Genomic DNA, 23,195 nt, shown 5'->3' with positions numbered 1-23,195 from the left:
ACGATTAACGTTAATAAAACGCCGCCAGCGGTTACAGCGAGCATCAATATGGCCCATCAACATCATTTGCCGCAAAAAGCCTGCGTTCACTGCCAGCGCCCATTTAGCTGGCGAAAGAAATGGGCGCGATGCTGGGACGAGGTTCGCTACTGTAGCAAGCGCTGTCAGCGTGATGCCCGGATAGCAAAGCGCGCTGAGGAGACAAGAGCATGAACAGCACGGTCGATGTCGTCTGGTTGCGCGATGATCTCAGAGTATCGGACAACCCGCTGCTGCACTTTGCCGATCTGCCGGAGCATCTCGTCTGCCTTTACGTACTTGATGAGGCATGGCTGGCACCTCTGTTCGACGATCCTGCCGAGACGCGTATCGGCCCTGCCAGGTTACGTTTTCTGTGGCAGTGCCTAATGGAGCTGCGCGGTGAGCTGTTACAGCGGGGGAGTGATTTGCTGGTGCGCATTGGCAAGCCGGCCGAGGTGGTCGTGTCGCTAGCCGAGCAGTTGCAGGCACGCAGCGTGCGGGTCGCTCAGCACGTTGGGGTCGAAGAAACCCAGCAGATTAAGGCGGTTAAGCAAACGCTTCCGTCTACCACCGAGCTTCAATGCTATGAAAGCGGCCGTTTGATCGATCAAAGCTCGCTTCCGTTTGCGTTGGCTGAGTTGCCAGGGAGTTTTTCGGCGTTTCGTCGCCAGGTTGAGCAACACTGCGAGATTCCGCCCAGCCATATCCCGCCGTTTACTTTGCCTGCCTGGCCGGATGCGCCGCGTGGCTTTCCACCGTTGAGACAGGTCTGTAAAACCAGTGCTGATTGGCGACCCGATCCGCGACAAGGACTTCACTATGTGGGTGGAGAGGCGGCCGGCCGCGAGCGGCTAAATCATTTCGTGTGGCGTCAGCATGGCCCAGCGACTTATAAGAAAACCCGCAACGGTTTATTGGGGGCCAATTTTTCAACCCGGTTTTCTCCCTGGCTAGCCCGTGGCTGTTTATCCGCGAGGCAGGTGCAAGCAGAAGTTAACGCTTGGGAATCAGAACATGGCAGCTGTGAATCCAGCTACTGGATTGGTTTTGAACTGCTGTGGCGGGAATACTTTTTACGCGCCGCGCAGTTGGAAGGTGAGGCGCTATTCGGCCAAGCGCAACTTCCCCCGACGAATGCCGATTTTGACGCCTGGCGCGATGCCAGCACCGGGGTGCCGTTTATCGATGCTGCGATGCTGGAACTACGCAGCACCGGCTGGATTTCCAACCGCGCTCGCCAGAACGTCGCCAGTTTCCTGGTTAAAGACTTGGGTGTGGATTGGCGTTTGGGCGCTGCTTGGTTTGAGCACTGCCTGCTGGACTACGATGTTGCGAGCAACTGGGGTAACTGGCGTTACATTGCCGGAGTAGGGCGCGATCCACGCCAGGATCGTTACTTTAATGTGCTCAAGCAGGCGGGCCACTATGACCCTAAAGGCCTCTATGTCGCCCACTGGCTCCCGGCGCTTGATACCTTGCCCTATGGGCTCGAGCGGCAGCAGCCTTGGCGGGCAGCGCCCGCTCAGTTTACGCCGCCGCGTACCCAGCCTGATACCTGGGCACGTTGGTTAATCGACCCAAGTTAATTGTGAAAGCTGAAAGGGGTTGTTTCCGGCTCACATATCCGGCGCTGATAAGTCCTCGCCGGGCTAGTAACCAGCATCGTTCTGCGCGATCATCAGCGCAGACAAGGACTGCTCTGAGGAAGGAATGATGTTGGATAAAAAGGTGATAAATCGCTCGGCCCGTGCCGTGCTGGGCATGACCGCTATGCTGATGCTGAGCTCGCCGGGGCTTGCCAATCAGCAGTTGATGACCGAAGTAGACGCTGAGGTAGCTCAAGAAGTACAGCACTCAAGCTTTAATCAGTGGCGAGAGGCATTTCGGCGCTACGCCAAGCAGCAAGGTATAAGCGAAGCCACGCTACGCGACGCCTTTGACGGGGTGCGCTATCGCGAACGCATCATTGAGCTGGATCGCTACCAGCCCGAATTTGTCCGCCCTATTTGGGAATACTTGGATACCGCCGTCTCCAGCACACGCATTAATAACGGGCAGGATCGCCTTGCGGAACATCGCAGCACCGCGGCGCAAATGGAGCAGCGCTACGGGGTTCCCGCCGAGATTATTGTCGCGATCTGGGGCATTGAAAGTAACTACGGCAGCAATTTCGGCGATTTCTCGACGTTAGAAGCACTCGCGACGCTCGCCTATGATGGTCGTCGTCAGCAATTTGCCCGCGGGGAATTGCTGGCGGCCTTGCGGATTATTCAGCAAGGCGACATTGCCGCTGAGCAAATGCGCGGTTCCTGGGCGGGGGCCATGGGGCATACCCAATTTATTCCGAGCAGTTTTGAAGCCTACGCTGTTGACGGTGACGGCGACAACCGCCGCGATATTTGGCAGAGCATTCCGGATGTCATGGCGTCTACGGCCAACTACCTGGCGCGCGCAGGTTGGCAGCGAGGCCAGCCCTGGGGCGTGGAAGTGACCTTGCCGAATGATTTTGACTATGCTCAAACCGGGCGCCGCTCAAGCCAAGCGTGGGCAAATCAAGGCGTAGAGGCCATTGACGGCGAGCTTCCCCGGTTTGATAGCGCCGCAGTGATCGTCCCTGCCGGCGCACAAGGGCCAGCCTTTATAGTGGGGCCTAACTTCCGCGCGATTCTGCGCTATAACAACGCCACCAGCTATGCCCTGGCGGTGGGAACGCTGAGCGATGCCATTGCCGGGCGCGACGGTATTCAGCAGAGCTGGCCGCGTGAACAGGCACCTTTAACCCGCGACGATGTCCAAGCGCTGCAGCGGTACCTTAACCAAGCAGGGTATAACGTTGGTGGTGCCGATGGCATCATGGGGCCCAATACCCGCCAGGGTCTGCGCGCGTTCCAGCGTGATGCAGGGTTGACCCCCGACGGCTTTGCCACGCAATCGTTGCTTGAGCGTCTGCGCCGAAATGCCGACTAGCGCTTATAGAGCGCTTGATAAAGCAATTTATTGATTAAATAGCTATTGATTGAGGGGTGCCAAGTTACAAGACGCCCCTCTTTTCAATGAAACCGTTATAGGAAGAATTTATGCCCAACGTGATGATGACGTTGATAAGTAGTATCGCCCTTGCTGCGGCAATGGTCAGCAGCCAGGCAGTCGCCAGTGACGATAATGTGTTTGGCTGGGTAGAAAAAGCCACCCTTCAACCCTGGGGCACCGAAGTCAAAGCCAAGCTCGACAGCGGGGCGTTAACTTCGTCGCTGGATGCCCGGGACATCGAGATGTTCGAAAAAGACGACGAAGACTGGGTACGCTTTCGCCTTAAGCTCGAAGACCAGGAAAGCGGTGAGGTTTTCAGCGATGTATTAGAGCGTCCGCTTTACCGCGAACTGAGAGTCCGCGGCGCGGGTGGCCTAGATGAGCGCCCTGTCGTGCTACTCAATGTGTGCATGGGCGACACGGTCTACGAAGAACAGTTTAGCCTGCGCAACCGTGAAGAAATGAACTACCCGCTACTGTTAGGGCGGCGCACGATCAGCCACCTCGGCCTGCTTGATGTGCGCGAAACCTTCATGCAAGAGCCTGACTGCGGCGATGACGCAGACGTGGTCGCCCATGACCCCGATAACGATGACCCCAGCGACAAAAGCTAATTGCTGGGGCTAAAAAAGCCGCGATAACAAAGCGGTAACGGCGGTCTCAACGCGCAAAATACGCGGGCCCAGGTGCATGCCTTGGCAGCCCGCGTCCAACAGCTGATCCACTTCCCAGTCAATAAACCCTCCCTCGGGGCCGATAAATAACACCGTTTCCTCGTTGATGCCCCTGGGGCATGGGTTCGCCATGCCTGGGTGGGCAACAAGGCCGCGCCCTTGGGCGAGTAACGATGGCAGGTGTTCATTGAGAAACGCCCGAAAGCCTTTGACTAAAGTCACGCTGGGCAGCACGGTATCGCGGGCTTGCTCAAGGCCTAACACCAAATGTTGGTGTATCTTGTCAGTTCGCAGTTCGGGCGATTGCCAATAGCTTTTTTCTACCCGCTTGGTGTGCAGCAGCGTAATACGCTTAACACCCAGCGCGGTGACGTGTTCCAGCGTGCGAGCCAACATGCGCGGCCGCGGTAATGCCAGCACCAAATGCACGGGTAATGCTGGTGGGGGTGGCTCACTCAAGTGGGCCCACCTGAGCGCTGCATGATCCGGCTCAAGCGCGGTCAGTTCGGCCTTGCCGATCAGGCCGTTGGTGCAGCCGATGGTGAGAGTGTCGCCCGGTTGGGCGCGGTGTACCTTGCGTAGGTGCTCCAAACGACGTTGATCGTGAAGTAACGCCTGGCCGTCATGGGTAACATTATGGGGTTCGAGTAAAATCAGGTTCATGGGGGCGGTGAGTCAGTCAGTCGTTGGTTAAGGCGTCGCCAGTCACGTTTATAATGAGTGAATATCGATACATAGCTTGCATGGACGCGTGGTGCAGGCACAATACCAGCAACGGGAAGCAAAGCCCTATTGTGTTTAAGGAGAATCGCCGTGCGCGTCATTCGTAAATATGCCAATCGCAGATTGTATGATACCCAGCAAAGTCGTTACGTAACGTTGGAGGATCTGCGTCGTTTGATTCTTGAGGAAGAGCCGTTTCGGGTGGAGGATGCCAAAAGCGGTGAAGACCTCACGCGCACCATTTTATTGTCGATTATTATCGAGCAAGAACAGGCCGATAGCGAAGCGGAAGTGTTCTCCAATGACCTGCTCGCGCAGCTGATTCGCGTCTACGATATGTCGTCGCCTCTGCCGCTGGCGCGCTACCTGGAGCAGGGCACGCAGATTATGATGGAGCAGCAAAAGCGCATGCAAAGCCAGTGGCAGCAAGCCATTCGCCATACGCCGATGGAATTTATGCGCGAACTGGCCGAGGAGAACATGCGCTTTTGGCAGAAAACCATGAACCAAGCGCCGCCCTCCGGTAAGCACGATAGCGACGGCGATACAGGTCAGAGCGGCAAGGCTAAAAGCGGCAAGAGCAAGGCCCAGAACGACAAGTCAGAAAACGACAAGTCATCGTAAGCGCCGCGCGGACAAGCTGTGGCATAATGCCGCGATTAATTTGCTCTTCCGCATAAGAAGGATATTCATGAAGGTTTTGATGATAGGCGGCGGCGGTCGCGAGCACGCCTTGGCGTGGAAACTAGCGCAGTCCTCGCGCGTATCGCAAGTGTTGGTGGCTCCGGGCAACGCGGGGACGGCCAGTGAAGAAAAGCTGACCAATGTTGCCATTGAAGCAACGGATATCGCCGGGCTGGTGGAATTGGCTCGCCAAGAGGCTGTGGCGCTCACGGTGGTGGGCCCGGAAGCACCGCTTGTCGAAGGCGTGGTGGATGCGTTCCAGGCGGCGGGGTTAACCATTTTTGGCCCGACTCAGGCAGCCGCCCAGCTAGAGGGCTCTAAGTCGTTCACCAAAGACTTCCTGGCACGCCACGCGATTCCCACCGCTGATTATCAAACCTTCACCGCCGTCGAGCCGGCGCTGGCCTACCTGGCTAAAGTAGGCGCACCCATTGTTATCAAAGCCGACGGTTTAGCCGCGGGTAAAGGCGTTATTGTGGCAATGAGCGAGGCTGAGGCCGAAGCCGCGATTCGCGACATGCTGGAAGCCAACGCCTTTGGCGATGCGGGCGCGCGCGTGGTGATCGAAGAATTTTTGGACGGTGAAGAAGCCAGCTTTATCGTCATGGTCGACGGTGAAAACGTGGTGCCCATGGCCACCAGCCAGGATCATAAACGCGCTTACGATGGTGACAAAGGGCCGAATACCGGCGGCATGGGTGCCTATTCACCCGCACCGGTGGTCACGCCAGAGGTGGATGCGCGCATTATGCAGCAGGTAATCCTGCCCACCGTTAAGGGGATGGCTGCTGAAGGTCACGCCTACTGTGGGTTTCTCTACGCCGGGCTGATGATTGATGGCGAGGGCAACCCCAAGGTAATCGAGTATAATTGCCGTTTTGGCGACCCGGAAACACAGCCGATTATGCTGCGCTTGACTTCCGACTTGGCCGCTTTGTGTCTCGCCGGTGCGCAGGGCCAGCTTGCCGGACAACAGTGCCAGTGGGACCCACGCGCCGCCGTGGGCGTGGTGCTGGCAGCCGGTGGCTACCCAGACAGCTACCGCAAGGGCGATGTCATTCATGGCATCGCAGCGGCCGAGCGCCACGGCTGTAAAGTCTTTCATGCCGGTACCCAGCACAATGACCAAGGTGATGTCATCACGGCAGGTGGGCGCGTGCTGTGCGTTACCGCATTAGGCGATAGTGTCTCTCAAGCCCAACAGGCGGCGTACCAGGGGGTTGATGAAATTCATTGGGAAGGCGTTATCTGCCGCCGTGATATTGCTTACCGTGCGATTGCGCGCGAAGGTTGACGCTCCAAAACACGCACGGTCATTCTGCCGCGACGGCCAATCGCAACAAGGATAATACGATGGAACGGGTTCAGCTTGATTTTCCCGACGCGGCGATTATCCATCGCCATGCGCTGAGCGTCCGCGTCTCGGATATGAACTACGGTCGTCATCTCGGCCACGATGCCCTGGTGTCGCTTCTCCATGAGGCGCGCATTCAAGCCTTTGCCGCCATCGACCTTCCTGAATGGGATATGCACGGCTACCCGAGTGTGGTGGCCGACCTAGCAGTGCAGTATCAAAGCGAAGCGCGCTGGCCTGATGCCCTGGTGATCGACACCGCCGTGCCGACGCCCGAGGGTAAGGCGTTAACCATCTATCAGCGCATCGCCCATGCCGAAAGTGGCAAGCCCGTGGCGACTGCACGTGTCAATCAACTGCTTATTGACCTGGCGTCGGGTCGCCCTGTGGCGATACCCGAGGCGGTGGCGCAAGCATTAGCGCAAGCGAGAGGCACCTGATGTCACGTGAATATCCCATCATAGCCATCACCGGCTCGTCGGGGGCGGGCACGACCACCGTTCGGCGCAGTTTTGAACGAATGTTCCTGCGCGAAGATGTGCATGCCGCGATGGTCGACGGCGATGCCTTTCATCGCTACTCCCGTGATGAACTGCACCGCATGTTTCGTGAAGAGCCTGAGCGAAAAAACGAACTGTCGCATTTTGCCGTGGAAGCCAACCTGCTGGATCGCCTCGAAGGCATGTTTATCGAATACGGCGAGCACGGCACCGGCACCTTCCGCCACTACATTCACGCCGAAGATAAGCAAAGAATTGAGGCGGGGTATCAGGTCGGCACCTTCACCGAATGGCAGCCGCTTCCCTGCGGCACCGACTTGTTGTTTTACGAAGGCTTGCACGGTGGCCTGGTGACGGAAGAATACGACATCGCCCGGCATGTTGACCTGCTGGTGGGGGTGGCGCCCACCATGAACCTGGAATGGATTCAGAAAATTGACCGGGATACCAAGATGCGCGGTTATTCCCAGGAAGCAGTGATCGACACCATACTGGGCCGCATGAATGACTACGTGCACTACATCCAGCCGCAGCTTTCGCGCACCCACATTAATTTTCAGCGCGTGCCCACGGTGGATACCTCCAACCCATTCGAGGTGCAGGATATTCCCACCGATGCAGAGTCATTTGTGGTCATTCGCTTCCGCGACCCGTCGACGGTGGATTTTCCCTGGCTGCTGGCGATGATTAAAGATTCCTTTATGACCCGCCCCCATACCCTGGTAGTACCCGGCGCGCGGATGTCGCTGGCCATGGAGCTTATATTGGCTCCTCTGGTGCGCCACTTGTTGTCGCAGCGTCGTTTTCGTTAGGGTTTTTAGAACCTCAATGCCTGTTATCAGGTTACGCGCATAAAGGAGCTTTTTATGGACTGCCTATTTTGTCGCATGATTAACCGCGAAATCCCCGCGGATATCGTCTACGAAGACGAGCATGTGCTGGCCTTTAACGACATTAATCCCCAAGCGCCAACGCATCAGCTGATCATTCCTAAAAAGCATATTGCCACGCTTAATGATATCCACACCGATGACCTGAATATCGTCGGGCGCTTGCAATATACCGCCGCACAGCTCGCCAAAGAACAAGGTTTTGCCGAAGATGGCTATCGCGTGGTGATGAACTGCAACGAAATGGGGGGCCAAACGGTCTACCATATTCACATGCATTTGCTCGGCGGGCGTGAGTTTACTTGGCCTGCCGGGTAGATCTGCCACGTTTATTCGCCCCGCGGCCAAGGAGCGCGCCATGATGCGTCGACGCACCCGTTCAGACCAATGGATTTATCAGTTTGATCGTGCCCTCCGTACGCTGTTACCGCCAACGGCGCGAATGGAATTACCCATTCCGGTGCCGCCTAACGATGAAACGCTGACAACCTTTGAGGCGCATCATGTGGCGGGCATGATGCGCGTAACGCATAGCGGCGAAGTGTGCCTGCAAGGGCTTTATCAGGGGCAACGACTGTTTTCTCAACGGCCTGAGGTCAGCGCGGAAATGGATCAGTCGGCGGCAAATGACCTTATCCATCTTGCTCGCTGTGGCGAGCGGCTACGCCAACTGGATAGCCACACGAGTTTACTCGCACCATGCTTCTATCTTGCCTCGCTGAGTGTTGGCGCGACCACCGGTGGCGTGAGTGAGCGTCTTGGCTTAGGCGTGCTGGCGGCCAGTGAAGCCCAAGCCGCCAAGCAACTAGACGAGCAACAAACGCGACTGCCCGCGTCCGATCACACCTCAAAAACCCTGCTGCGCCAAATGGGGATCGATAAACGCCATCACGCCCAGTTGGCGCTGGAAGCCGGGGGGCTGCGTTTGCCCGCGCCGGTGCAGTGGGCCATGCGCGGCGTATTTAAAGCCGTTAGCAAAACGACATACCACGTTTAATCGATACCTATCATGGTGACGCCACCCACAAAAAACCCCGCAGCGCGGGGTTTTTGTTTAAGCGTCGACGTTATATCAGTCAGCTTTACGCGTCGATACGCTTGTACTTCATGCGTTTGGGCGTGTCATTGCCGACGCGCTTTTTATGATCTTCTTCATAGTCGGTGTAATTACCGTCGAAGAAGACCACCTCTGAATCGCCTTCAAAGGCCAGAATGTGCGTGGCGATGCGGTCAAGGAACCAGCGGTCGTGCGAAATCACCATCGCGCAACCTGGGAAGGCCAGCAAGGCTTCTTCCAGCGCGCGTAACGTTTCGATGTCCAAGTCGTTAGACGGTTCGTCAAGCAACAGCACGTTGGCGCCCTGCTTAAGCGTTTGCGCCAGCTGTAAACGGCCGCGTTCACCGCCGGATAGCTCATCCAGGCGTTTTTGCTGATCATTGCCTTTGAAGTTAAAGCGACCCACGTAAGCCCGCGAGGCGACTTCGTAACCGTTAATGTTAAGAATATCTTGGCCGTCGGACACGGCTTGCCAAACGGTTTGTTTGTCATCCAGGGCGTCGCGTAGCTGCTCAACGTAGGCAATATCGACCGTTTCACCGATGACCACTTCGCCCTCATCGGGCTGTTCTTGGCCGGTGATCAGCTTGAACATGGTCGACTTACCCGCACCGTTACCGCCGACGATGCCGACAATCGCACCGGGAGGAACGGTAAAGGTGAGATCCTGATAAAGCAGCTTGTCGTCGAAACGCTTCGCGACGTTATGGAATTCGATGACTTTATCCCCCAGGCGCGGGCCGGGTGGAATATAGATCTCGTTGGTCTCGTTACGCTTTTGGAAGTCGCCGGACTGCATTTCTTCAAAGCGGTTGAGGCGCGCTTTGCTTTTCGCTTGGCGGCCCTTCGAGTTCGAACGTACCCACTCAAGCTCTTGCTTGATGGCTTTCTGACGCGAGGCTTCCTGCTTGGCTTCCTGGCCTAAGCGCTGCTCTTTCTGCTCAAGCCACTGCGAGTAGTTGCCTTCAAACGGAATGCCTTGGCCACGGTCAAGCTCCAAGATCCAGCCTGCGACATTGTCGAGGAAGTAACGGTCGTGGGTGATGGCGACCACGGTGCCGCTATAATCGTGCAGAAAACGCTCAAGCCAAGCCACCGACTCGGCATCCAAGTGGTTGGTAGGCTCGTCGAGCAATAGCATGTCGGGGCTGGAAAGCAGCAAACGACACAGCGCTACGCGGCGGCGCTCACCCCCGGAAAGGTTGCCTACCTGGTCTTCCCAGGGCGGCAGGCGAAGCGCTTCCGCGGCCACGTCCAGCTTGCGCTCGAGGTTGTGCGCGTCGGCCGCTTCAATAATGTTCTCTAAGCGTGCCTGCTCGCTTGCCAAGGCGTCAAAATCAGCATCCGGCTCGGCATAAGCGGCATAAACGCCGTCGAGCTTCTCCTGGGCTTCCTTGATGGCGCCCAGAGCTTCTTCGACGGTTTCGCGGACGTTCTTGCTGTCGTCAAGCTCGGGTTCCTGGGGAAGGTAGCCGACATTGATCCCCTGCATGGGGCGGGCTTCACCTTCAAACTCAGTATCGACACCGGCCATGATGCGCAGCAGTGTGGATTTACCCGAGCCATTTAAACCCAGCACGCCGATTTTGGCCCCCGGGAAAAACGACAGCGAGATATCTTTGAGAATTTGTTTCTTGGGCGGCACGATTTTGCCGACCCGATTCATGGTGAAAACGTATTGCGCCATGGAAATCCGTAAAGTTGATGAACAAAAATGCCAGCGTAGCAGCTGGATGATACGCAGATGATAGAGCTCTGCGTGATGAAAGGCCAGCTACGGGACAATGGCTATAGGCAACCGGCTAAGCGAATAAACGATGGGTAGTCGGGAAACCTTACTCTTCCTCGTCCCAGTCGTCTTCGATCGCTCGCTTCAAGCGGCGCTCTTCCAGCCAGGCTTCAACTTGGCGGCGGGCGCGCAGGCTATTGGCTTTGCTATTTGGTCGCGAGCGGCCGTAATGCTCGTCATTAACCGCATCTAGCGATTCGAAGTCATCCGACTCGGCGTCTTCGTGGGAGAAAGATTCACGACTTAAGGGGTCACGGCTCATCACTGGCCCTCCAACCCAAGCCGGCATGCCGGCATAACGACAGGCTTCTCGTCAAATATGGCGGCAAGAAGCGACTAACGCTGTGGTAGCGCCTTGCCGCTATATAACGCTGCTAAGGTTGAAGTTCAAGCGTTGTTGTTAATTTTTTGTCTTGGTTGTTTAATTAAGCGCTATCAACGCGTCTTTATTGCAAGCGTATTCGGTCAATGCCTATTTGGCATTTTCCCGCTCAGATTGCAGGGCGGCTAGCGCCTGCTGAGCCTCAATGCGTTCGGTGACATCCTTTTGCACGCCGATGAAGTACATCAATTTGTCGTCTTCATCGAACACCGGCGTAATCGACAGCTCGTTCCAGAACATGGTGCCGTCTTTACGATAGTTGCGCAGCACTTCCCGCGAGGGGAGGCCGGCGCTTAACGCCTCGCGGATGGCCTTCAGCGGGGCTTGGTCGCGATCTTCATTCTGCAGAAAGCGACAATCCCGATATAAAATTTCATCGGCGCTGTAGCCCGTCAGGCGTTCAAAGCCTTTGTTGACGTAAATCAGGATGTTTTCATCGCCTTCCTGTTCAGCAACTACAATGCCGTCTTCGGAAGCGTCTACCATACGTTCGAGCAACGCAGGGCTGATTAATGGAGATCGTTTCATCAAGGGATCCTGTTGCAGCTCCAAACCTATTGGGGGCTTTACCACGTTGATGGTTGCGATCTAGCGCATGCCCCTTACGACGTAACTTTTTATAATAGCAAAAGATCGATTAACAGTTGCCACTTAACGTCCATCATGGCGAGCGTTGCCAAGCATTGCAATCTTGAACGTTATCTTCAGGTTACTCTACTTCCGGTAATCGCTGTGCGCAGACTATCGCGGCCAGGGCGGTGGCGGACAATACCAACAGCAAAGCGTCGCTGCCTAACCACTGGGCCAGGAGACCAATGACTCCACCCACCAGCAACATCAGCACACCGGTCAACGTGTTGGACAGTGCTACATACAGGGCTCGGTTATCTTGGCTTGCCATATCGACCAAATAGGTTTTGCGACCCAAGCGCACGCCGTGGTGAACAATGACCAGCAGCGCATAAACCAGCGCATAGGGCCATATCTGTTGGGAGAAAGCGGCCGGTAGCCACGTAATACCAGCCCCTAGAAAGCAGCACACAGCCGTGCCTATCGCCGCGTCGCGCATGACGCGACGGCTCGATTGATCCGCGCGCTTGCCCCAAACAGGGCTTGCCACCATCGCCGCAATACCCGACACCACGACAAGCAGCCCCAGGCCACCTAATTGGGTACCGCTTTGCTGTTGGCCCAGCAGTGCTAAGTAGGGCAGCGCCAAGGCACTGGAAAGGAGTAATGCCCGGGCTACATTGAAGTGAACGAAGGTGTGGTCTTCTTTGAGTAGCGATAGGCCCAGCTTAATGCTGTCCCATGCGTTTTCACCGCCTTCAACAGCCCCAGACGTTTCTTCAATACCGGCAGCGCAGGCGCCGTTTACGATCCAGCCGAGGGCCGCAACGCCCAGTAACGCGGCCAGCATGGCATTGCCTTGCGAGTCGCCCATGAGCATTAGCACGCCCCCCGCTGCCAGGGTGGCGGCCCCAGCAACGCTGCCGCTCCAGCCCATTAGCGTGCCACGGCGGCGTTTGGCAATGGTCTTGCCCATGACATCCTTTGTCGCGATAGACGAAAGCCCTCGGGCGAGAGACAGCATCACCAGCGCCAGCAACACCAGGCTGCCGCCGAGGGTTCCGCTGCTCCATAGAGCCAGGGCGGCTAACAATAGCGCGGCTAACGCCTGTAAACATGCGCCAGTGACCCAAACCCATTTCCGCTGCGGCTTGAGGCGAATGAAGCCTGCCACAAAAATCTGCGGCAATAGCGCCCCGGACTCTCGAATAGGCACCAGTAACCCGACCATCCATACCGGCGCACCGATGATGCCCATCAGCCACGGGAGCACCAGCCGGGCGCTGGATAGCTCATCCGCCAATTTATTGCCCAGAGCTGCCCATAAATGCAGCATAAAATTGCGTGGTTGTTCATGACAGGCGCTGTCAGGGATGTCGTCGCACATCCGGCTGTCTTCGTCACCGGTGAGCCATTCGTAAATGCGCGACTCTGATGCGTCGTGTCTAGCCATGTGGGCTCCTTGGCGATAGCCGTCCTGAGCGACCCGTTTTGACGAGCCGGGTGATTAAGTACACTCTTGAGTAATGTCTTAAGCAATGAATGTTACTGATCGAGGATAATGGCGAGTCAGGCCAGGGAGCTCAAGTATGTCGCGTGTTCAAATTCGATATTGCACTCAGTGCCAGTGGCTACTAAGGAGCGCCTGGTACGCGCAGGAACTGCTTTCCACCTTTGGCGAAGCACTCAATGAAGTAGCGCTTTGCCCCGACCATGGCGGCACCTTTGAAATCTGGTGTGACGACGACTTGCTGTGGGAGCGCAAGCGTGATGGCGGTTTTCCCGACATCAAGGCCCTCAAGCAGCGCGTGCGCGACCACGTCGAGCCTTCCCGCGATCTGGGCCATACCGACCGATGAATCAAGATCGTCGGGCGATCCTCTATGGTCTGGGAGCGGTTGCCCTTTGGTCCACGGTCGCCACCGCCTTCAAGGTGGCGCTGGCCTGGATGTCACCGCTGGAACTCATGTGGCTGGCGTCGCTGGTGTCCTGGGCGTTGATGGGCGCCATCGTGGTGTACCAAGGCAACGCCGGCGTCGCGCTGAGCAAAGGTTGGAAGACCGCCGCCTGGGCCGGGTTGATGAACCCGGTGGCCTATTACCTGGTACTGTTTGCCGCCTACGATCGACTGCCCGGCCAGGAGGCCATGGCGCTCAACTACACCTGGGCGCTGGCCATGGCATTTCTGGCGGTGCCGTTGCTTGGCCACCGCCTCACCAGAACGGATGTGGCCGCCGGGCTGGTCGCCTACTCGGGCGTATGGGTGATTGCCACCCGCGGTGATGTTTTCGACGTCAACTTTGCCGACCCCCTCGGGGTGGTCTTTGCCCTGGCATCCACGCTGCTGTGGGCGCTTTACTGGTTGCTCAATGCCCGCGATAAACGCCAGCCATTGGTTGGGCAGTGGCAGAACTTCACTGTTGGGTTGCCGGTATTAACACTGCTGCTGCTATGGGGGCCAGGCTTCCAGTGGCATAGCGGCTCGGCGCTGTTGGCCGGTATCTATGTCGGGCTGTTTGAAATGGGCATCGCCTTTATTTTATGGCAGCTCGCGGTTCACAAGGTGTCGCGCACCGCCAAGGTCTCGAACCTGATCTTTCTTTCCCCGCCTGTGTCTCTTTTGTTACTGTTTGTAGTCGTGGGAGAGTCGATATACCCTTCCACGCTTGTCGGTTTGGCTCTTATTTTGGCGGGTCTAGGCTGGCAACAAGCGCGAAAATCATAGGGTGAATGCGCTGAAATCGGCGCTGGTAAGCTTGTTCCAGCGCAATTGGTTGACATATCAATACTCACTACATAAGAAATTTATCGCATTTTTTTGTGTATAATGTAATCTTGGGTTACGATTACTTACATTAATTATTCTGACGTAGCCTGCGCGTTGTAGGCTATAAGTAGGTAAGAGCCCATTAATGTGCTTAAGCTCTTTAGATGGGTGACATGGACACGCAAGGCTCTAGAGCCAAGCACCATCAGGGTATGGAAGCCGGGAATGGATGCGCCACCTGAACATCGTGTGAGTGTTAGGTGAGTCCCGCGATAAAAAAATAACGTATCAATTGCTATCGGTGATTGCGGTGGTTTTGCTGCAGTTGCTGTCTCATATTCCATGAGGGGACGAAAGATGAAAAAAATCAGTTGCACCAACGGGCTTTACCAACGGTTTGGCTTGACACGTATCATTCAGGCAGCCGCTATCGGTACCAGCCTGACACTCCTTCCGCTTAGCCAGGCGATGGCGCAGTCACTACCATCCGGTATGGCCATACCGGGTTCATCCAATTTGCAAGAGACTGTTCAGCAGGCGATCACCCAGAACCCTGAAGTCAACTCGGCGTTCCGCGCATTCAATGCAGCGGGATACGACAGAGACGAAGCCTGGGGCGGCTATTTGCCCAGCATTGATGCCACCGCTGGCATAGGGCGAGAGTCTGTCGAAGGTGATGGCCGCGGTAGTTATGACACCGACTACGTGCAACTCGAATTGACCCAAATGGTCTACGACGGTTTTGCGACTGCCGGTCGGGTAGAGCAACTGGACCGGGCGGAGTTGGTACGCTATTACGAACTGTTAGGCGCCAGTGAAACCGTTGCCCTGGAAGCGACCACGGCCTACGCCGATGTGCTGCGCTATCGTGAGCTGGTTCGCCTGGCCCAGGATAATTACCGCCAGCACATGCGCGTCTACGATCAGATCGAAGAGCGTGCGCTCTCCGGCGCAGGCCGCGGTGTTGATCTTGAGCAAATTTCCGGCCGTGTCGCACTGGCCGAATCCAACCTGCTGACCGAAGCCTCAAATCTGCACGATGTCTCGGCCCGCTATAACCGCATCGTCGGCGACCTACCGGTTGAAAACCTGGCACCCACGCCGGAACTGGCGGATGAGTTGCCAAGCTCGGTGCAAGAGGCAGTCAACCTTGCCTTTGAAGGTAATCCTGACTTTCACGCCGCGATTGAAGACATCGCCGCGTCTCGCGCGGAGCAGGACATCGCGGAATCAGGTTTCCATCCGCGGGTCGATATCGTGGGACGTACCGGCAATAATAACGATGACTCGTCAGCATTCGGTCGTCGTGACCAGAGCAGCATCGAACTTGTTGCCAGCATGAACCTATACCGGGGTGGTTCAGACCTGGCCTCATTCCGTGCAGCGAGTGAACGCATTGAGGAAGCGGTCGATAATCGCGAGCTGGCCTGTCACAACGTGCGTCAAACCACCCAAATTGCTTACGCGGATACACAGCGTTTGCGCGAGCAGATGCAATACCTGAATCAGCATCGCCAATCGATCGATCGTGTTCGAGGCGCCTACCAGCAGCAGTTTGATATCGGCGAACGTACCTTGCTCGACGTGCTGGACAGTGAGAACGAATTCTTTGAAGCGAGCCGCGCCTACGTCAATGCCCAGTACGACGTGGCCATTGCCGATGCCGAGACACTGGCGGCAATGGGACAGTTGATGCGCACCTTGGAAGTGTCGCGTGCCGACATGCCCAGCCTGGCAGATCTGGAGAGCGATGGCGTTGAACTTGACGGTGAGACTATTTGCCCCAGTCAGGCACCGGCAAATTACACGCTGGAAGATCTGGTGGGAAATGTAGGCGATGGTATATCTTCGGATGTCAGTACAACGCGTTCGTTTGATGTGAAAAGCACCGTTGACACGCTTTCGACCTCTGAAGGATCAGGCAAGCCCTCAAATCATTCTTCAACGTTCACGGATGAGCTCGTTAACGCCACGCCAGCGCATGAAAGTTCTTTTTTCCAGGTAGCGGCCCTCAGTAGCCAAGCCTCTGCCGTTGAGTTGCAAAAAGAACTTGAAAATCAGTTGAACACGCCAGCCCGCGTCGTTAACGGTGGGGATTTGTACCGTGTTCAAGTAGCCGTCACCCCTGATGCTACGCCAAGCTTTCGTCGCCAGTTGAGCGATATGGGGTATGGCGAAGCGTTTCCTGTCAGCAGTTAATCAAGAAGATGTCGCTTTAGGTTGTTTCGCGTGCTATCCACTCTTTTAATGGATAAGTGCGCGAAACAGCGGCGCTGGGCGTACTAATCTGAGCAGGCGGTATTTATGATTTGGGGTATGTGTGTCTAACGAAAAAGACGTAACGTCAGACGAACAAGCTAACAGAACCGAGACAGACGAGCTGCTGGAATGTTTGGTCGCTGTCGCCTCAATTCACCATCACGATGCCACGCGAGAAGCACTTCTTGCAGGTCTCCCGCTTGAGGAGGGCAGGTTGACGCCAGGGGTGTTGGGACGTGCGGCGGCGCGCGCTGACCTGACGGCTCGGCTGGTCAAGTCACGCCTTTCACAGCTGAACCCCGCCTTGTTTCCGGCTATTTTGCTGCTTGAGTCCGGGCGTGCCTGTGTACTGCTCAACCTGGATCTTAAAAATCGCCAGGCGGAAGTGATTTTCCCTGAGCTTGGCGATGCAAGCTCTGTTGTCAGCTTGGTCGGCTTGCAGGATGCTTACAGCGGCCAAGCGGCCTATGTGAGGCCAAAGTATCGTTTCGATGCGCGCGGCCCCGAAGTTAAAAAGCAGCGCTCACGGCACTGGTTTTGGGGCGTTATCCGCGAAAACCGCAAGCTTTATCGTGATGTGTTGATCGGATCGGCGGTGATCAACCTGTTTGCCGTGGCCATGCCCCTGTTCGTGATGAACGTTTACGATCGAGTGGTGCCCAACGCGGCCACTGAAACCCTCTGGGTGCTGGCGGTAGGCATCTTCATCGTGCTGTGCTTCGACCTGGCGCTGCGTTTGATGCGCAACGCCTTTGTGGATCTGGCGGCCAGTCGTGCCGACGTCAAGTTAACCTCCAGTATCATGTCACGCGTGTTGGGCATGCGTATGGAAGCCAAACCAGCGTCGACCGGCTCATTCACGGCCACGCTGCAATCGTTCGAATCCGTCCGCGCGTTTATTGGTTCGGCCACCGTCGTGGCGTTGGTGGATCTGCCCTTTGTGATTCTCTTCGCCGCAATTATCGCGCTCATCGGGGTGCCGCTAGTGATCCCAATTGTGGTGGGGGCGACCTTTGTTTTTCTATACGCACTGGCCGCGCAGAGCAAACTACACGAACTCTCCGAAACCACCTGGCGCATTGGCGCCCAGCGCAACGCCACTCTGGTGGAATCCGTGGGGAATTTGGAAACTGTCAAAGCACTACGCAGCGAAAGCCGCTTGCAAGGCATGTGGGAGCGGGCATCGGCTTTTCTATCGCGCACCTCGGCCCAGTTACGCCTTGTTAGCTCCTCGGTTACCAGCGTGGCGCTATGGACGCAACACACCGTGGCGGTGGCAATCATCGTTATCGGGGTATACCTGATCATCGAAGGTGATTTAACCCAGGGCGGGTTAATTGCGGCTTATTTGCTGTCTTCCCGCGCCATGGCGCCGATCAGCCAAGCGGCGGGGTTGATGGCCCAGTACCACCAGTCATCCACCGCGTTGCAATCGCTCAATGAGGTGATGGATAAGCCTGTTGAGCGCGTCGAAGGCAAAGCCTATATCAGCCGCCCGGTGGTTCGTGGCGATATTAAATTCGACGGCGTGAGCCTGAGCTATCCAGAGGCGGAACGTAATGCCTTAAACGACGTCAGCTTCCGGCTTAAACCCGGTGAAAAAGTTGCCCTAATCGGGCGTGTCGGCTCGGGTAAATCAACCCTCAGTAAGCTGTTGCTGGCGCTGTATCAGCCCACCGGCGGTGCCATCTTTCTCGATGACGTGGACATACGCCAGTTCGACCCTATGCAGTTACGCCGTCACATTGGCTACGTGCCGCAGGATATCGCGCTATTTTTTGGCTCCCTGCGCGAAAACATTGTGGCCGGCGGGGGGAACGAGGGCGTCGATGACGAAGCATTGCTCGAGGCCGTTAGGTTAAGTGGCCTTGAGTCGCTGGTTAAATCTCACCCCCATGGGCTCGATTTGCCGGTGGGTGAGGGCGGTAACATGCTTTCCGGCGGGCAGCGTCAATCGGTGGCGATAGCGCGAGCGCTGGTCAGCAACCCGACCGTACTCTTGCTCGATGAGCCGACCAGCGCCATGGACCACGCCAGTGAAGAGGTATTGAAGAAAAACCTCACTCGTTTCAGCGAAGAAAAAACCATGGTGATCGTTACTCATCGTACATCGCTGCTCTCGTTGGTCGACCGTATTATAGTCATGGATGCGGGTAAAGTCGTCGCTGATGGCCCCCGCGAGCAAGTCGTCGAAGCCCTGCGCAAAGGCCAAGTTGGGAGGGCGAGTTAATGGCCAAAAAGCGTAAAACCGCCGAGCAGCAAGGCTTTGAAGCACTAGGTCGATTTAGTGAAAAAGGCGGTAAGCCCTTTCGCCCGTTTATGGATCGGCTCTTTTCCAAACGGGTAACCTCGGCTCACTTAAACCGCGACTGGGCAAGCGATGCCGATTGGGCGCGTATGCAGCAAGACCCGCTGCGCGCGCGGGCGTTTCTTTACACCCTTTTGCTCGCGGTAATTGCGCTGCTGGTGTGGGCTTCTTTTGCGGAAATTGACGAAGTCACTCGTGGCCAGGGCCGCGTCATCCCCGCGCAACAGCTACAGCGTGTCCAATCTTTCGACGGCGGCGTAGTAGAAGAAATCCTCGTCCAGGAAGGCCAGATGGTGGAGGCGGGCGAGGTCATTATGCGGATCGACCCTACTCGGTTTGTCTCCGATTTCCGTGAGAACCGCGTTCAAGCACAGGCGCTGAAAGCCCGTGCCGAGCGGCTGCGTGCCCTGGTGACAGACACTGACTTCTCGCCCAGTGATGAGTTGCTGGCAGATGCGCCACTCGCCGTTTCGCAAGAGCGTGAAGCTTATCAAAGTAGCTTGTATGAATTACGCCAGCAGGAAGCCGTTATTCGCGACCGCGTCCGCCAACGCGAAGCCGAGTTGCTTGAGGCAAAACTGCGGCGTGATACGGCGGCCCGCGAGCTGCAGATGGCCAATGAAGAGCTTCAGCTAACGCGTCCGTTGTTATCGTCGGGCGCGGTATCGGAAGTCGAAGTGCTGCGTCTGGAGCGTGAGGTTTCCCGAAACCGTGGGGAGCGCGACCAAGCAAACGCGGCGATTGAGCGTCTCGAAGCCGCCGTTGAGGAAAGTGAATCGCAGTTGCGTGAATTGGGCGCTGAACGGCGTAGCCAGTGGCGCAACGACCTATCCGATACGCTGAGTGAAATAGCGGCGCTGGATGAAGGCAGTTCGGGCTTACAGAACCGCGTGCAACTCGCCGATATTCGTTCGCCGGTTAAAGGGGTAGTGCAAACGCTGCACATCACGACCATTGGGGGTGTTGCTCAAGCCGGGGAGGACGTGGTCGATATTATCCCTACTGACGATCGGCTACTGGTTGAGGCACGTATCGCACCCCAGGACATTGCCTTCCTGAGCCCCGGGCAAGAGGCAACCGTCAAACTAACGGCTTACGACTATTCCCAGTATGGGGGGTTAAAAGCCGAGCTCGAAAATATCAGTGCCGACACGATTACTGATGACGATGACAACACCTTCTATCGCGTGCGGGTGCGTACCGAGCAGGGTGAGATTAATAACGAAGAAATGGATATCATTCCCGGCATGACCGCCCAGGTGGATATTATGACCGGCAAGCGCACGGTGATGGAGTTTCTCCTGAAACCCGTCCTGCGCGCGTGGAATAATTCATTAGGGGAACGCTGATGAACCACCTTTTTGTCACGCAAGATCAGGCGTTAATGCCCCGCTGGCAAGCCGCATTTGCCGAGGCGAAATGTGTGACGTCAGAGCAGGCCGAGGCATGGGCTGGCGCTGACACCGTGGTGTGGGTGCTGAAAGAAGAGCATGCCGCTGATGGCCCCTTTCTACGCCGCCTGGCGCAGCGTGCCACCGTCGTTGTGCTCTCGATGATACCGGAGAACAGCGCAGCGATGGAGGCGCTTCAGCAAGGTGCAAGAGGCTACGCGCATGCTCTGAGTCCCGCCGATACGTTAAAACAAATTGCCACCGTGGTGATGAATCAGGGGATTTGGGTACCGCCTGATCTAATGGCACAAGTCATGGGTAGCACCTGGCGGCTACTCAATGGTGATCAGCAGGTTCAATCATCGGTGCTGGAAGCGCTCACCCAACGCGAGCGCGAAGTGGCCCTGGCGGTGGCCAAGGGAGCCAGTAATAAAGTTGTCGCCCGAGAACTCGATATCACAGAAAGAACAGTGAAAGCCCACTTGACTGCCATTTTCAGTAAGCTGGATATCCACGACCGGCTACAGTTGATTATCAAGCTCACCGGCAAAGGCGCGTCGGAAAAGGTCAGTAACGCCCCTAGCTACTCCTCTTCCAAGTAGCCAGTACCAAGCGCTGATATCGTCATTTTTGGATGGCGATGTGTCAGCCTCCTCACTCAGCTATTCGCCTTTTCTCTGCCGCTGGGGGTGCGCCTGATGCCACCTCTGTATGTATGAAGTGACACTGCCAAAATAGTCCTCCTTCCTGTACCACAGTCCAATACTAAGCTTCCCCAGCCTAGCCTAACCTGATTGTCAATATAAAACCTTATTTCTGTTGTTAGAGGATGACTCCTATGAGCATTGCAACCGTTGTCACCATTACTGGTCAGGCTTGGGCACGCGATCCTGATGGCAACCTGAGAGAGCTAGCCGTCGGCGATGCTCTACAGGAAGGCGAGACGCTGGTCACCTCTACCAACGGCAGTGTTCAACTTGATTTTGACGATGGCTTGCCGCCCACCACGATTGGTGCCGACGAAGAAGTCGCCATTACCAATGACGTGGATGCCGAAAACGCCCCCACCGAAGAAGAAACCGTCGCCCAGGACGGAGAAGTAGAAGCGCTGCTTTCCGCACTGGAAGAAGAAGATGGTGACCTGCTTGAGCTCCTTGAAGCGACTGCCGCAGGTGGTGGCGCTGCTGGCGGGGGCGGCGGTGGCTCCGACTTCGTCCAGCTCGCGCGTATCGAAGAATCCGTCCAGGGGCTGCAGTATGAATACGCAGTTGGTGCTGAGGGTGGCCCTGATGCGGTTGAGTTTGCTGCTGCGCCCGCTGCCGCTGACGAGGAAATCGAAGGTAACCCGACGGCTGGCCCAGCAAGTATCACGCTTGATGAAAGTCAATTGGTGTCCGGTGAACAATCTCAATTCAATAGCATAACGGCGAACGGAAGCATTGATTTCAGCTTTGGGCCTCTGGGCGCTGGCAGCATTGGCTTTGTCGGCATGGACGGCGAAACGCTAAGCATCGGCCAGGAAAGCTTCACCTTAGAGTGGGATGCAGCCAGCAATACGCTTACGGCATCAAACGACCGTGTTCAGAGTAGCAACCCTGACGAGCCGTTCCTGTTTCAAGTCCAGATTGATCCTCAAACGGGTGACTTTGTCTTTACCCAGGCCAGTAACCTGCTGCACGAAGAAGGTACCGAAGAAGCCCTGGCCAGTCTCGTTTATACCGTCACTGATTCGGGCGGCAACACGGCATCTAATAGCCTCGAAATTACTATCCTTGACGACGCGCCAACCGTTGAAGTGTTCGCCCAAGACGGCATTGATAGCCTCACCCTGACCACCTCCGATGCAGAGCTAAGCTCATTCTTTGGAGATGATGATCAGTCGCCGGATTCTCCCAACCCAAATCTGCTGCCCGGAGAGGTCAACCCCGAGCCAATACCACCGGTGGATAACCCAGAGCAGTCGCTGGTCAATACCCGCGATATGTCGGATTTCTTTAGTTCCACCGTCCTCCCTGGCGCTGATGGTCTCGGCTCCAGCACTTGGTCTTACTCGCTAAGCTTGAATGCCCAAGGTGAAGAGTCAGGCCCCCGTGATTCAGGGCTTGAAGCCGATGGCAATACCATCTACTTACATGAAGTCGAAGGCCCGGATGGCAATGTCGCTATTCTCGGCTCGACAGACCCCGAGCTCTCCGTCGACGGTGGTGAAGGTGCATCAGAAAGTCTTGTTTTTGCACTATTCATTACGTCAGGTGAAGGAGAGGGTGAAAGTGAACCCACCATCACTCTAGAGCAGTTCCAGGCCATCGATCATCCTGAAGGAGTAGAGCCCGGCGAGAGCATTTCGCTTGATTCAGGCTTAATCTCCCTAGGTGCAGAACTGGTCGTTATCGACAACGACGGTGATCAGGCCAGCGATAGCATTAGCTACGACCTCGCCGAGCTGTTGCAATTTGTGGACGATGGCCCGATCGCCAATGCCGACGATGTCACCCAGGATCAAGAGAACGATCAGGTACTGATCGACGTGGTTGCCAATGACGAGGCGGGCGCTGACGGCGTGGACCTGACTACCGGGGTCGCCCTGGTAGCCGACAGCCTCACCGGCAACGGCAGCCTGGCCTACAACGACGATGGCACCTTCACTTACACCCCGGCACCGGGGGAAGAAGGCGAGGTCAGCTTCCAATACACCCTCACCGATGGCGATGGCGACACGTCCACTGCGACGGCCACGCTGACGCTGCAGGACGACTCCACGCCGACGATCAATGTGGTACGGGCCGACGGCGATGA

Annotated in this window: 22 protein-coding genes; 17 read left to right on the top strand and 5 right to left on the bottom strand. The window is 56.5% G+C overall.

Translation table 11 applies throughout. The features are described 5' to 3' along the window. Nucleotides 1-48: 48 nt before the first annotated feature. The 4 genes from BLR97_RS15435 to rloA3 all read left to right on the top strand — a co-directional run bounded on the left by BLR97_RS15435 (nt 49) and on the right by rloA3 (nt 3,665). Complete coding sequence (locus BLR97_RS15435) at nt 49-213, top strand: DUF2256 domain-containing protein (protein WP_089707419.1); 165 nt, start codon at nt 49-51, stop codon at nt 211-213. Further along, on the top strand, nt 210-1,607 hold the full coding sequence (locus BLR97_RS15430; RefSeq protein WP_089707418.1) for a DASH family cryptochrome: 1,398 nt from the start codon (nt 210-212) through the stop codon (nt 1,605-1,607). The genes BLR97_RS15435 and BLR97_RS15430 overlap by 4 nt, the downstream gene beginning before the upstream one ends. Before the next feature lie 175 nt (nt 1,608-1,782). Beyond that, complete coding sequence (locus BLR97_RS15425) at nt 1,783-2,988, top strand: lytic murein transglycosylase (RefSeq protein ID WP_244511333.1); 1,206 nt, start codon at nt 1,783-1,785, stop codon at nt 2,986-2,988. Between the two features lie 161 nt (nt 2,989-3,149). Further along, nucleotides 3,150-3,665, top strand: a complete 516-nt coding sequence (gene rloA3 / locus BLR97_RS15420) for a retropepsin-like aspartic peptidase RloA3 (RefSeq protein ID WP_422821930.1) — start codon at nt 3,150-3,152, stop codon at nt 3,663-3,665. Nucleotides 3,666-3,674: 9 nt separating this feature from the next. On the opposite strand, the gene BLR97_RS15415 is transcribed toward rloA3, so the two are convergent. Beyond that, nucleotides 3,675-4,388, bottom strand: a complete 714-nt coding sequence (locus BLR97_RS15415) for a 16S rRNA (uracil(1498)-N(3))-methyltransferase (RefSeq protein ID WP_089707416.1) — start codon at nt 4,386-4,388, stop codon at nt 3,675-3,677. A 150-nt stretch (nt 4,389-4,538) separates the two neighbouring features. On the opposite strand from BLR97_RS15415, the gene phaR reads away from it, so the two are divergent. From phaR to coq7, 6 genes are all read left to right on the top strand, one after another. Further along, nucleotides 4,539-5,072 carry a polyhydroxyalkanoate synthesis repressor PhaR gene (phaR, locus tag BLR97_RS15410; RefSeq protein WP_089707415.1) on the top strand — a complete coding sequence of 178 codons (534 nt, stop codon included), beginning with the start codon at nt 4,539-4,541 and terminating at the stop codon, nt 5,070-5,072. Nucleotides 5,073-5,139: 67 nt separating this feature from the next. Then, entirely contained in the window at nt 5,140-6,426 is a 1,287-nt protein-coding gene (gene purD, locus BLR97_RS15405; RefSeq protein ID WP_089707414.1) for a phosphoribosylamine--glycine ligase, read from the top strand. A 59-nt stretch (nt 6,427-6,485) separates the two neighbouring features. Then, complete coding sequence (locus BLR97_RS15400) at nt 6,486-6,926, top strand: acyl-CoA thioesterase (RefSeq protein ID WP_089707413.1); 441 nt, start codon at nt 6,486-6,488, stop codon at nt 6,924-6,926. Continuing rightward, nucleotides 6,926-7,798, top strand: a complete 873-nt coding sequence (locus BLR97_RS15395) for a phosphoribulokinase (RefSeq protein ID WP_089707412.1) — start codon at nt 6,926-6,928, stop codon at nt 7,796-7,798. Before BLR97_RS15400 ends, BLR97_RS15395 begins: the two co-directional genes overlap by 1 nt. Before the next feature lie 54 nt (nt 7,799-7,852). Then, a complete protein-coding gene (locus tag BLR97_RS15390) occupies nt 7,853-8,194 on the top strand; it encodes a histidine triad nucleotide-binding protein (protein ID WP_089707411.1) in 342 nt (113 codons plus the stop codon). A 40-nt stretch (nt 8,195-8,234) separates the two neighbouring features. Then, complete coding sequence (coq7, locus tag BLR97_RS15385; RefSeq protein ID WP_089707410.1) at nt 8,235-8,873, top strand: 2-polyprenyl-3-methyl-6-methoxy-1,4-benzoquinone monooxygenase; 639 nt, start codon at nt 8,235-8,237, stop codon at nt 8,871-8,873. Between the two features lie 85 nt (nt 8,874-8,958). Here the strand turns inward: coq7 and ettA are convergent, their stop codons facing one another. From ettA to BLR97_RS15365, 4 genes are all read right to left on the bottom strand, one after another. Further along, the gene (gene ettA, locus BLR97_RS15380) at nt 8,959-10,620 is read right to left on the bottom strand and encodes an energy-dependent translational throttle protein EttA (protein ID WP_089707409.1); all 1,662 of its coding nucleotides are present in this window, start codon (nt 10,618-10,620) and stop codon (nt 8,959-8,961) included. 148 nt (nt 10,621-10,768) lie between these two features. Then, a complete protein-coding gene (locus BLR97_RS15375) occupies nt 10,769-10,984 on the bottom strand; it encodes a PA3496 family putative envelope integrity protein (protein WP_089707408.1) in 216 nt (71 codons plus the stop codon). A gap of 210 nt (nt 10,985-11,194) precedes the next feature. Further along, nucleotides 11,195-11,632: a PAS domain S-box protein gene (locus tag BLR97_RS15370; RefSeq protein ID WP_089707407.1), complete on the bottom strand. Its 438-nt coding sequence runs from the start codon at nt 11,630-11,632 to the stop codon at nt 11,195-11,197. A 181-nt stretch (nt 11,633-11,813) separates the two neighbouring features. Then, nucleotides 11,814-13,127: an MFS transporter gene (locus BLR97_RS15365; protein WP_089707406.1), complete on the bottom strand. Its 1,314-nt coding sequence runs from the start codon at nt 13,125-13,127 to the stop codon at nt 11,814-11,816. A 136-nt stretch (nt 13,128-13,263) separates the two neighbouring features. On the opposite strand from BLR97_RS15365, the gene BLR97_RS15360 reads away from it, so the two are divergent. From BLR97_RS15360 to BLR97_RS15330, 7 genes are all read left to right on the top strand, one after another. Next, the gene (locus BLR97_RS15360; RefSeq protein ID WP_089707405.1) at nt 13,264-13,533 is read left to right on the top strand and encodes an Rdx family protein; all 270 of its coding nucleotides are present in this window, start codon (nt 13,264-13,266) and stop codon (nt 13,531-13,533) included. Continuing rightward, nucleotides 13,530-14,399: a DMT family transporter gene (locus BLR97_RS15355; protein ID WP_089707404.1), complete on the top strand. Its 870-nt coding sequence runs from the start codon at nt 13,530-13,532 to the stop codon at nt 14,397-14,399. The genes BLR97_RS15360 and BLR97_RS15355 overlap by 4 nt, the downstream gene beginning before the upstream one ends. A 399-nt stretch (nt 14,400-14,798) precedes the next feature. Then, nucleotides 14,799-16,640 (top strand): TolC family outer membrane protein, encoded by a 1,842-nt coding sequence (locus tag BLR97_RS15350; protein ID WP_089707403.1) that lies wholly within the window; start codon nt 14,799-14,801, stop codon nt 16,638-16,640. 121 nt (nt 16,641-16,761) lie between these two features. Further along, nucleotides 16,762-18,930 carry a type I secretion system permease/ATPase gene (locus BLR97_RS15345; protein ID WP_244511330.1) on the top strand — a complete coding sequence of 723 codons (2,169 nt, stop codon included), beginning with the start codon at nt 16,762-16,764 and terminating at the stop codon, nt 18,928-18,930. Continuing rightward, entirely contained in the window at nt 18,930-20,357 is a 1,428-nt protein-coding gene (locus BLR97_RS15340) for an HlyD family type I secretion periplasmic adaptor subunit (protein WP_089707402.1), read from the top strand. Before BLR97_RS15345 ends, BLR97_RS15340 begins: the two co-directional genes overlap by 1 nt. Next, nucleotides 20,357-21,001 (top strand): response regulator transcription factor, encoded by a 645-nt coding sequence (locus BLR97_RS15335; protein WP_089707401.1) that lies wholly within the window; start codon nt 20,357-20,359, stop codon nt 20,999-21,001. Before BLR97_RS15340 ends, BLR97_RS15335 begins: the two co-directional genes overlap by 1 nt. Before the next feature lie 236 nt (nt 21,002-21,237). Next, nucleotides 21,238-23,195 (top strand): retention module-containing protein (locus BLR97_RS15330; RefSeq protein WP_170833043.1); only part of this gene is annotated, 1,958 nt, incomplete at its 3' end.

The organism is Vreelandella arcis (assembly GCF_900103865.1).
In the GTDB taxonomy this organism is placed as follows: domain Bacteria; phylum Pseudomonadota; class Gammaproteobacteria; order Pseudomonadales; family Halomonadaceae; genus Vreelandella; species Vreelandella arcis.
Note: the sequence above shows the minus strand (reverse complement) of the source record. Positions and strands in the feature narration are given on the sequence as shown.

Bases quoted from the DNA above. Each gene is read 5' to 3' on its own strand.
- ettA (WP_089707409.1), bottom strand. From the start codon at position 10,620: ATGGCGCAATACGTTTTCACCATGAATCGGGTCGGCAAAATCGTGCCG.
- BLR97_RS15335 (WP_089707401.1), top strand. From the start codon at position 20,357: ATGAACCACCTTTTTGTCACGCAAGATCAGGCGTTAATGCCCCGCTGG.
- BLR97_RS15370 (WP_089707407.1), bottom strand. From the start codon at position 11,632: ATGAAACGATCTCCATTAATCAGCCCTGCGTTGCTCGAACGTATGGTA.
- purD (WP_089707414.1), top strand. From the start codon at position 5,140: ATGAAGGTTTTGATGATAGGCGGCGGCGGTCGCGAGCACGCCTTGGCG.
- BLR97_RS15365 (WP_089707406.1), bottom strand. From the start codon at position 13,127: ATGGCTAGACACGACGCATCAGAGTCGCGCATTTACGAATGGCTCACC.
- coq7 (WP_089707410.1), top strand. From the start codon at position 8,235: ATGATGCGTCGACGCACCCGTTCAGACCAATGGATTTATCAGTTTGAT.
- BLR97_RS15435 (WP_089707419.1), top strand. From the start codon at position 49: ATGGCCCATCAACATCATTTGCCGCAAAAAGCCTGCGTTCACTGCCAG.
- BLR97_RS15415 (WP_089707416.1), bottom strand. From the start codon at position 4,388: ATGAACCTGATTTTACTCGAACCCCATAATGTTACCCATGACGGCCAG.
- BLR97_RS15355 (WP_089707404.1), top strand. From the start codon at position 13,530: ATGAATCAAGATCGTCGGGCGATCCTCTATGGTCTGGGAGCGGTTGCC.
- BLR97_RS15340 (WP_089707402.1), top strand. From the start codon at position 18,930: ATGGCCAAAAAGCGTAAAACCGCCGAGCAGCAAGGCTTTGAAGCACTA.
- BLR97_RS15395 (WP_089707412.1), top strand. From the start codon at position 6,926: ATGTCACGTGAATATCCCATCATAGCCATCACCGGCTCGTCGGGGGCG.
- BLR97_RS15430 (WP_089707418.1), top strand. From the start codon at position 210: ATGAACAGCACGGTCGATGTCGTCTGGTTGCGCGATGATCTCAGAGTA.
- BLR97_RS15390 (WP_089707411.1), top strand. From the start codon at position 7,853: ATGGACTGCCTATTTTGTCGCATGATTAACCGCGAAATCCCCGCGGAT.
- rloA3 (WP_422821930.1), top strand. From the start codon at position 3,150: ATGGTCAGCAGCCAGGCAGTCGCCAGTGACGATAATGTGTTTGGCTGG.
- BLR97_RS15360 (WP_089707405.1), top strand. From the start codon at position 13,264: ATGTCGCGTGTTCAAATTCGATATTGCACTCAGTGCCAGTGGCTACTA.
- BLR97_RS15375 (WP_089707408.1), bottom strand. From the start codon at position 10,984: ATGAGCCGTGACCCCTTAAGTCGTGAATCTTTCTCCCACGAAGACGCC.
- BLR97_RS15400 (WP_089707413.1), top strand. From the start codon at position 6,486: ATGGAACGGGTTCAGCTTGATTTTCCCGACGCGGCGATTATCCATCGC.
- BLR97_RS15350 (WP_089707403.1), top strand. From the start codon at position 14,799: ATGAAAAAAATCAGTTGCACCAACGGGCTTTACCAACGGTTTGGCTTG.
- BLR97_RS15425 (WP_244511333.1), top strand. From the start codon at position 1,783: ATGACCGCTATGCTGATGCTGAGCTCGCCGGGGCTTGCCAATCAGCAG.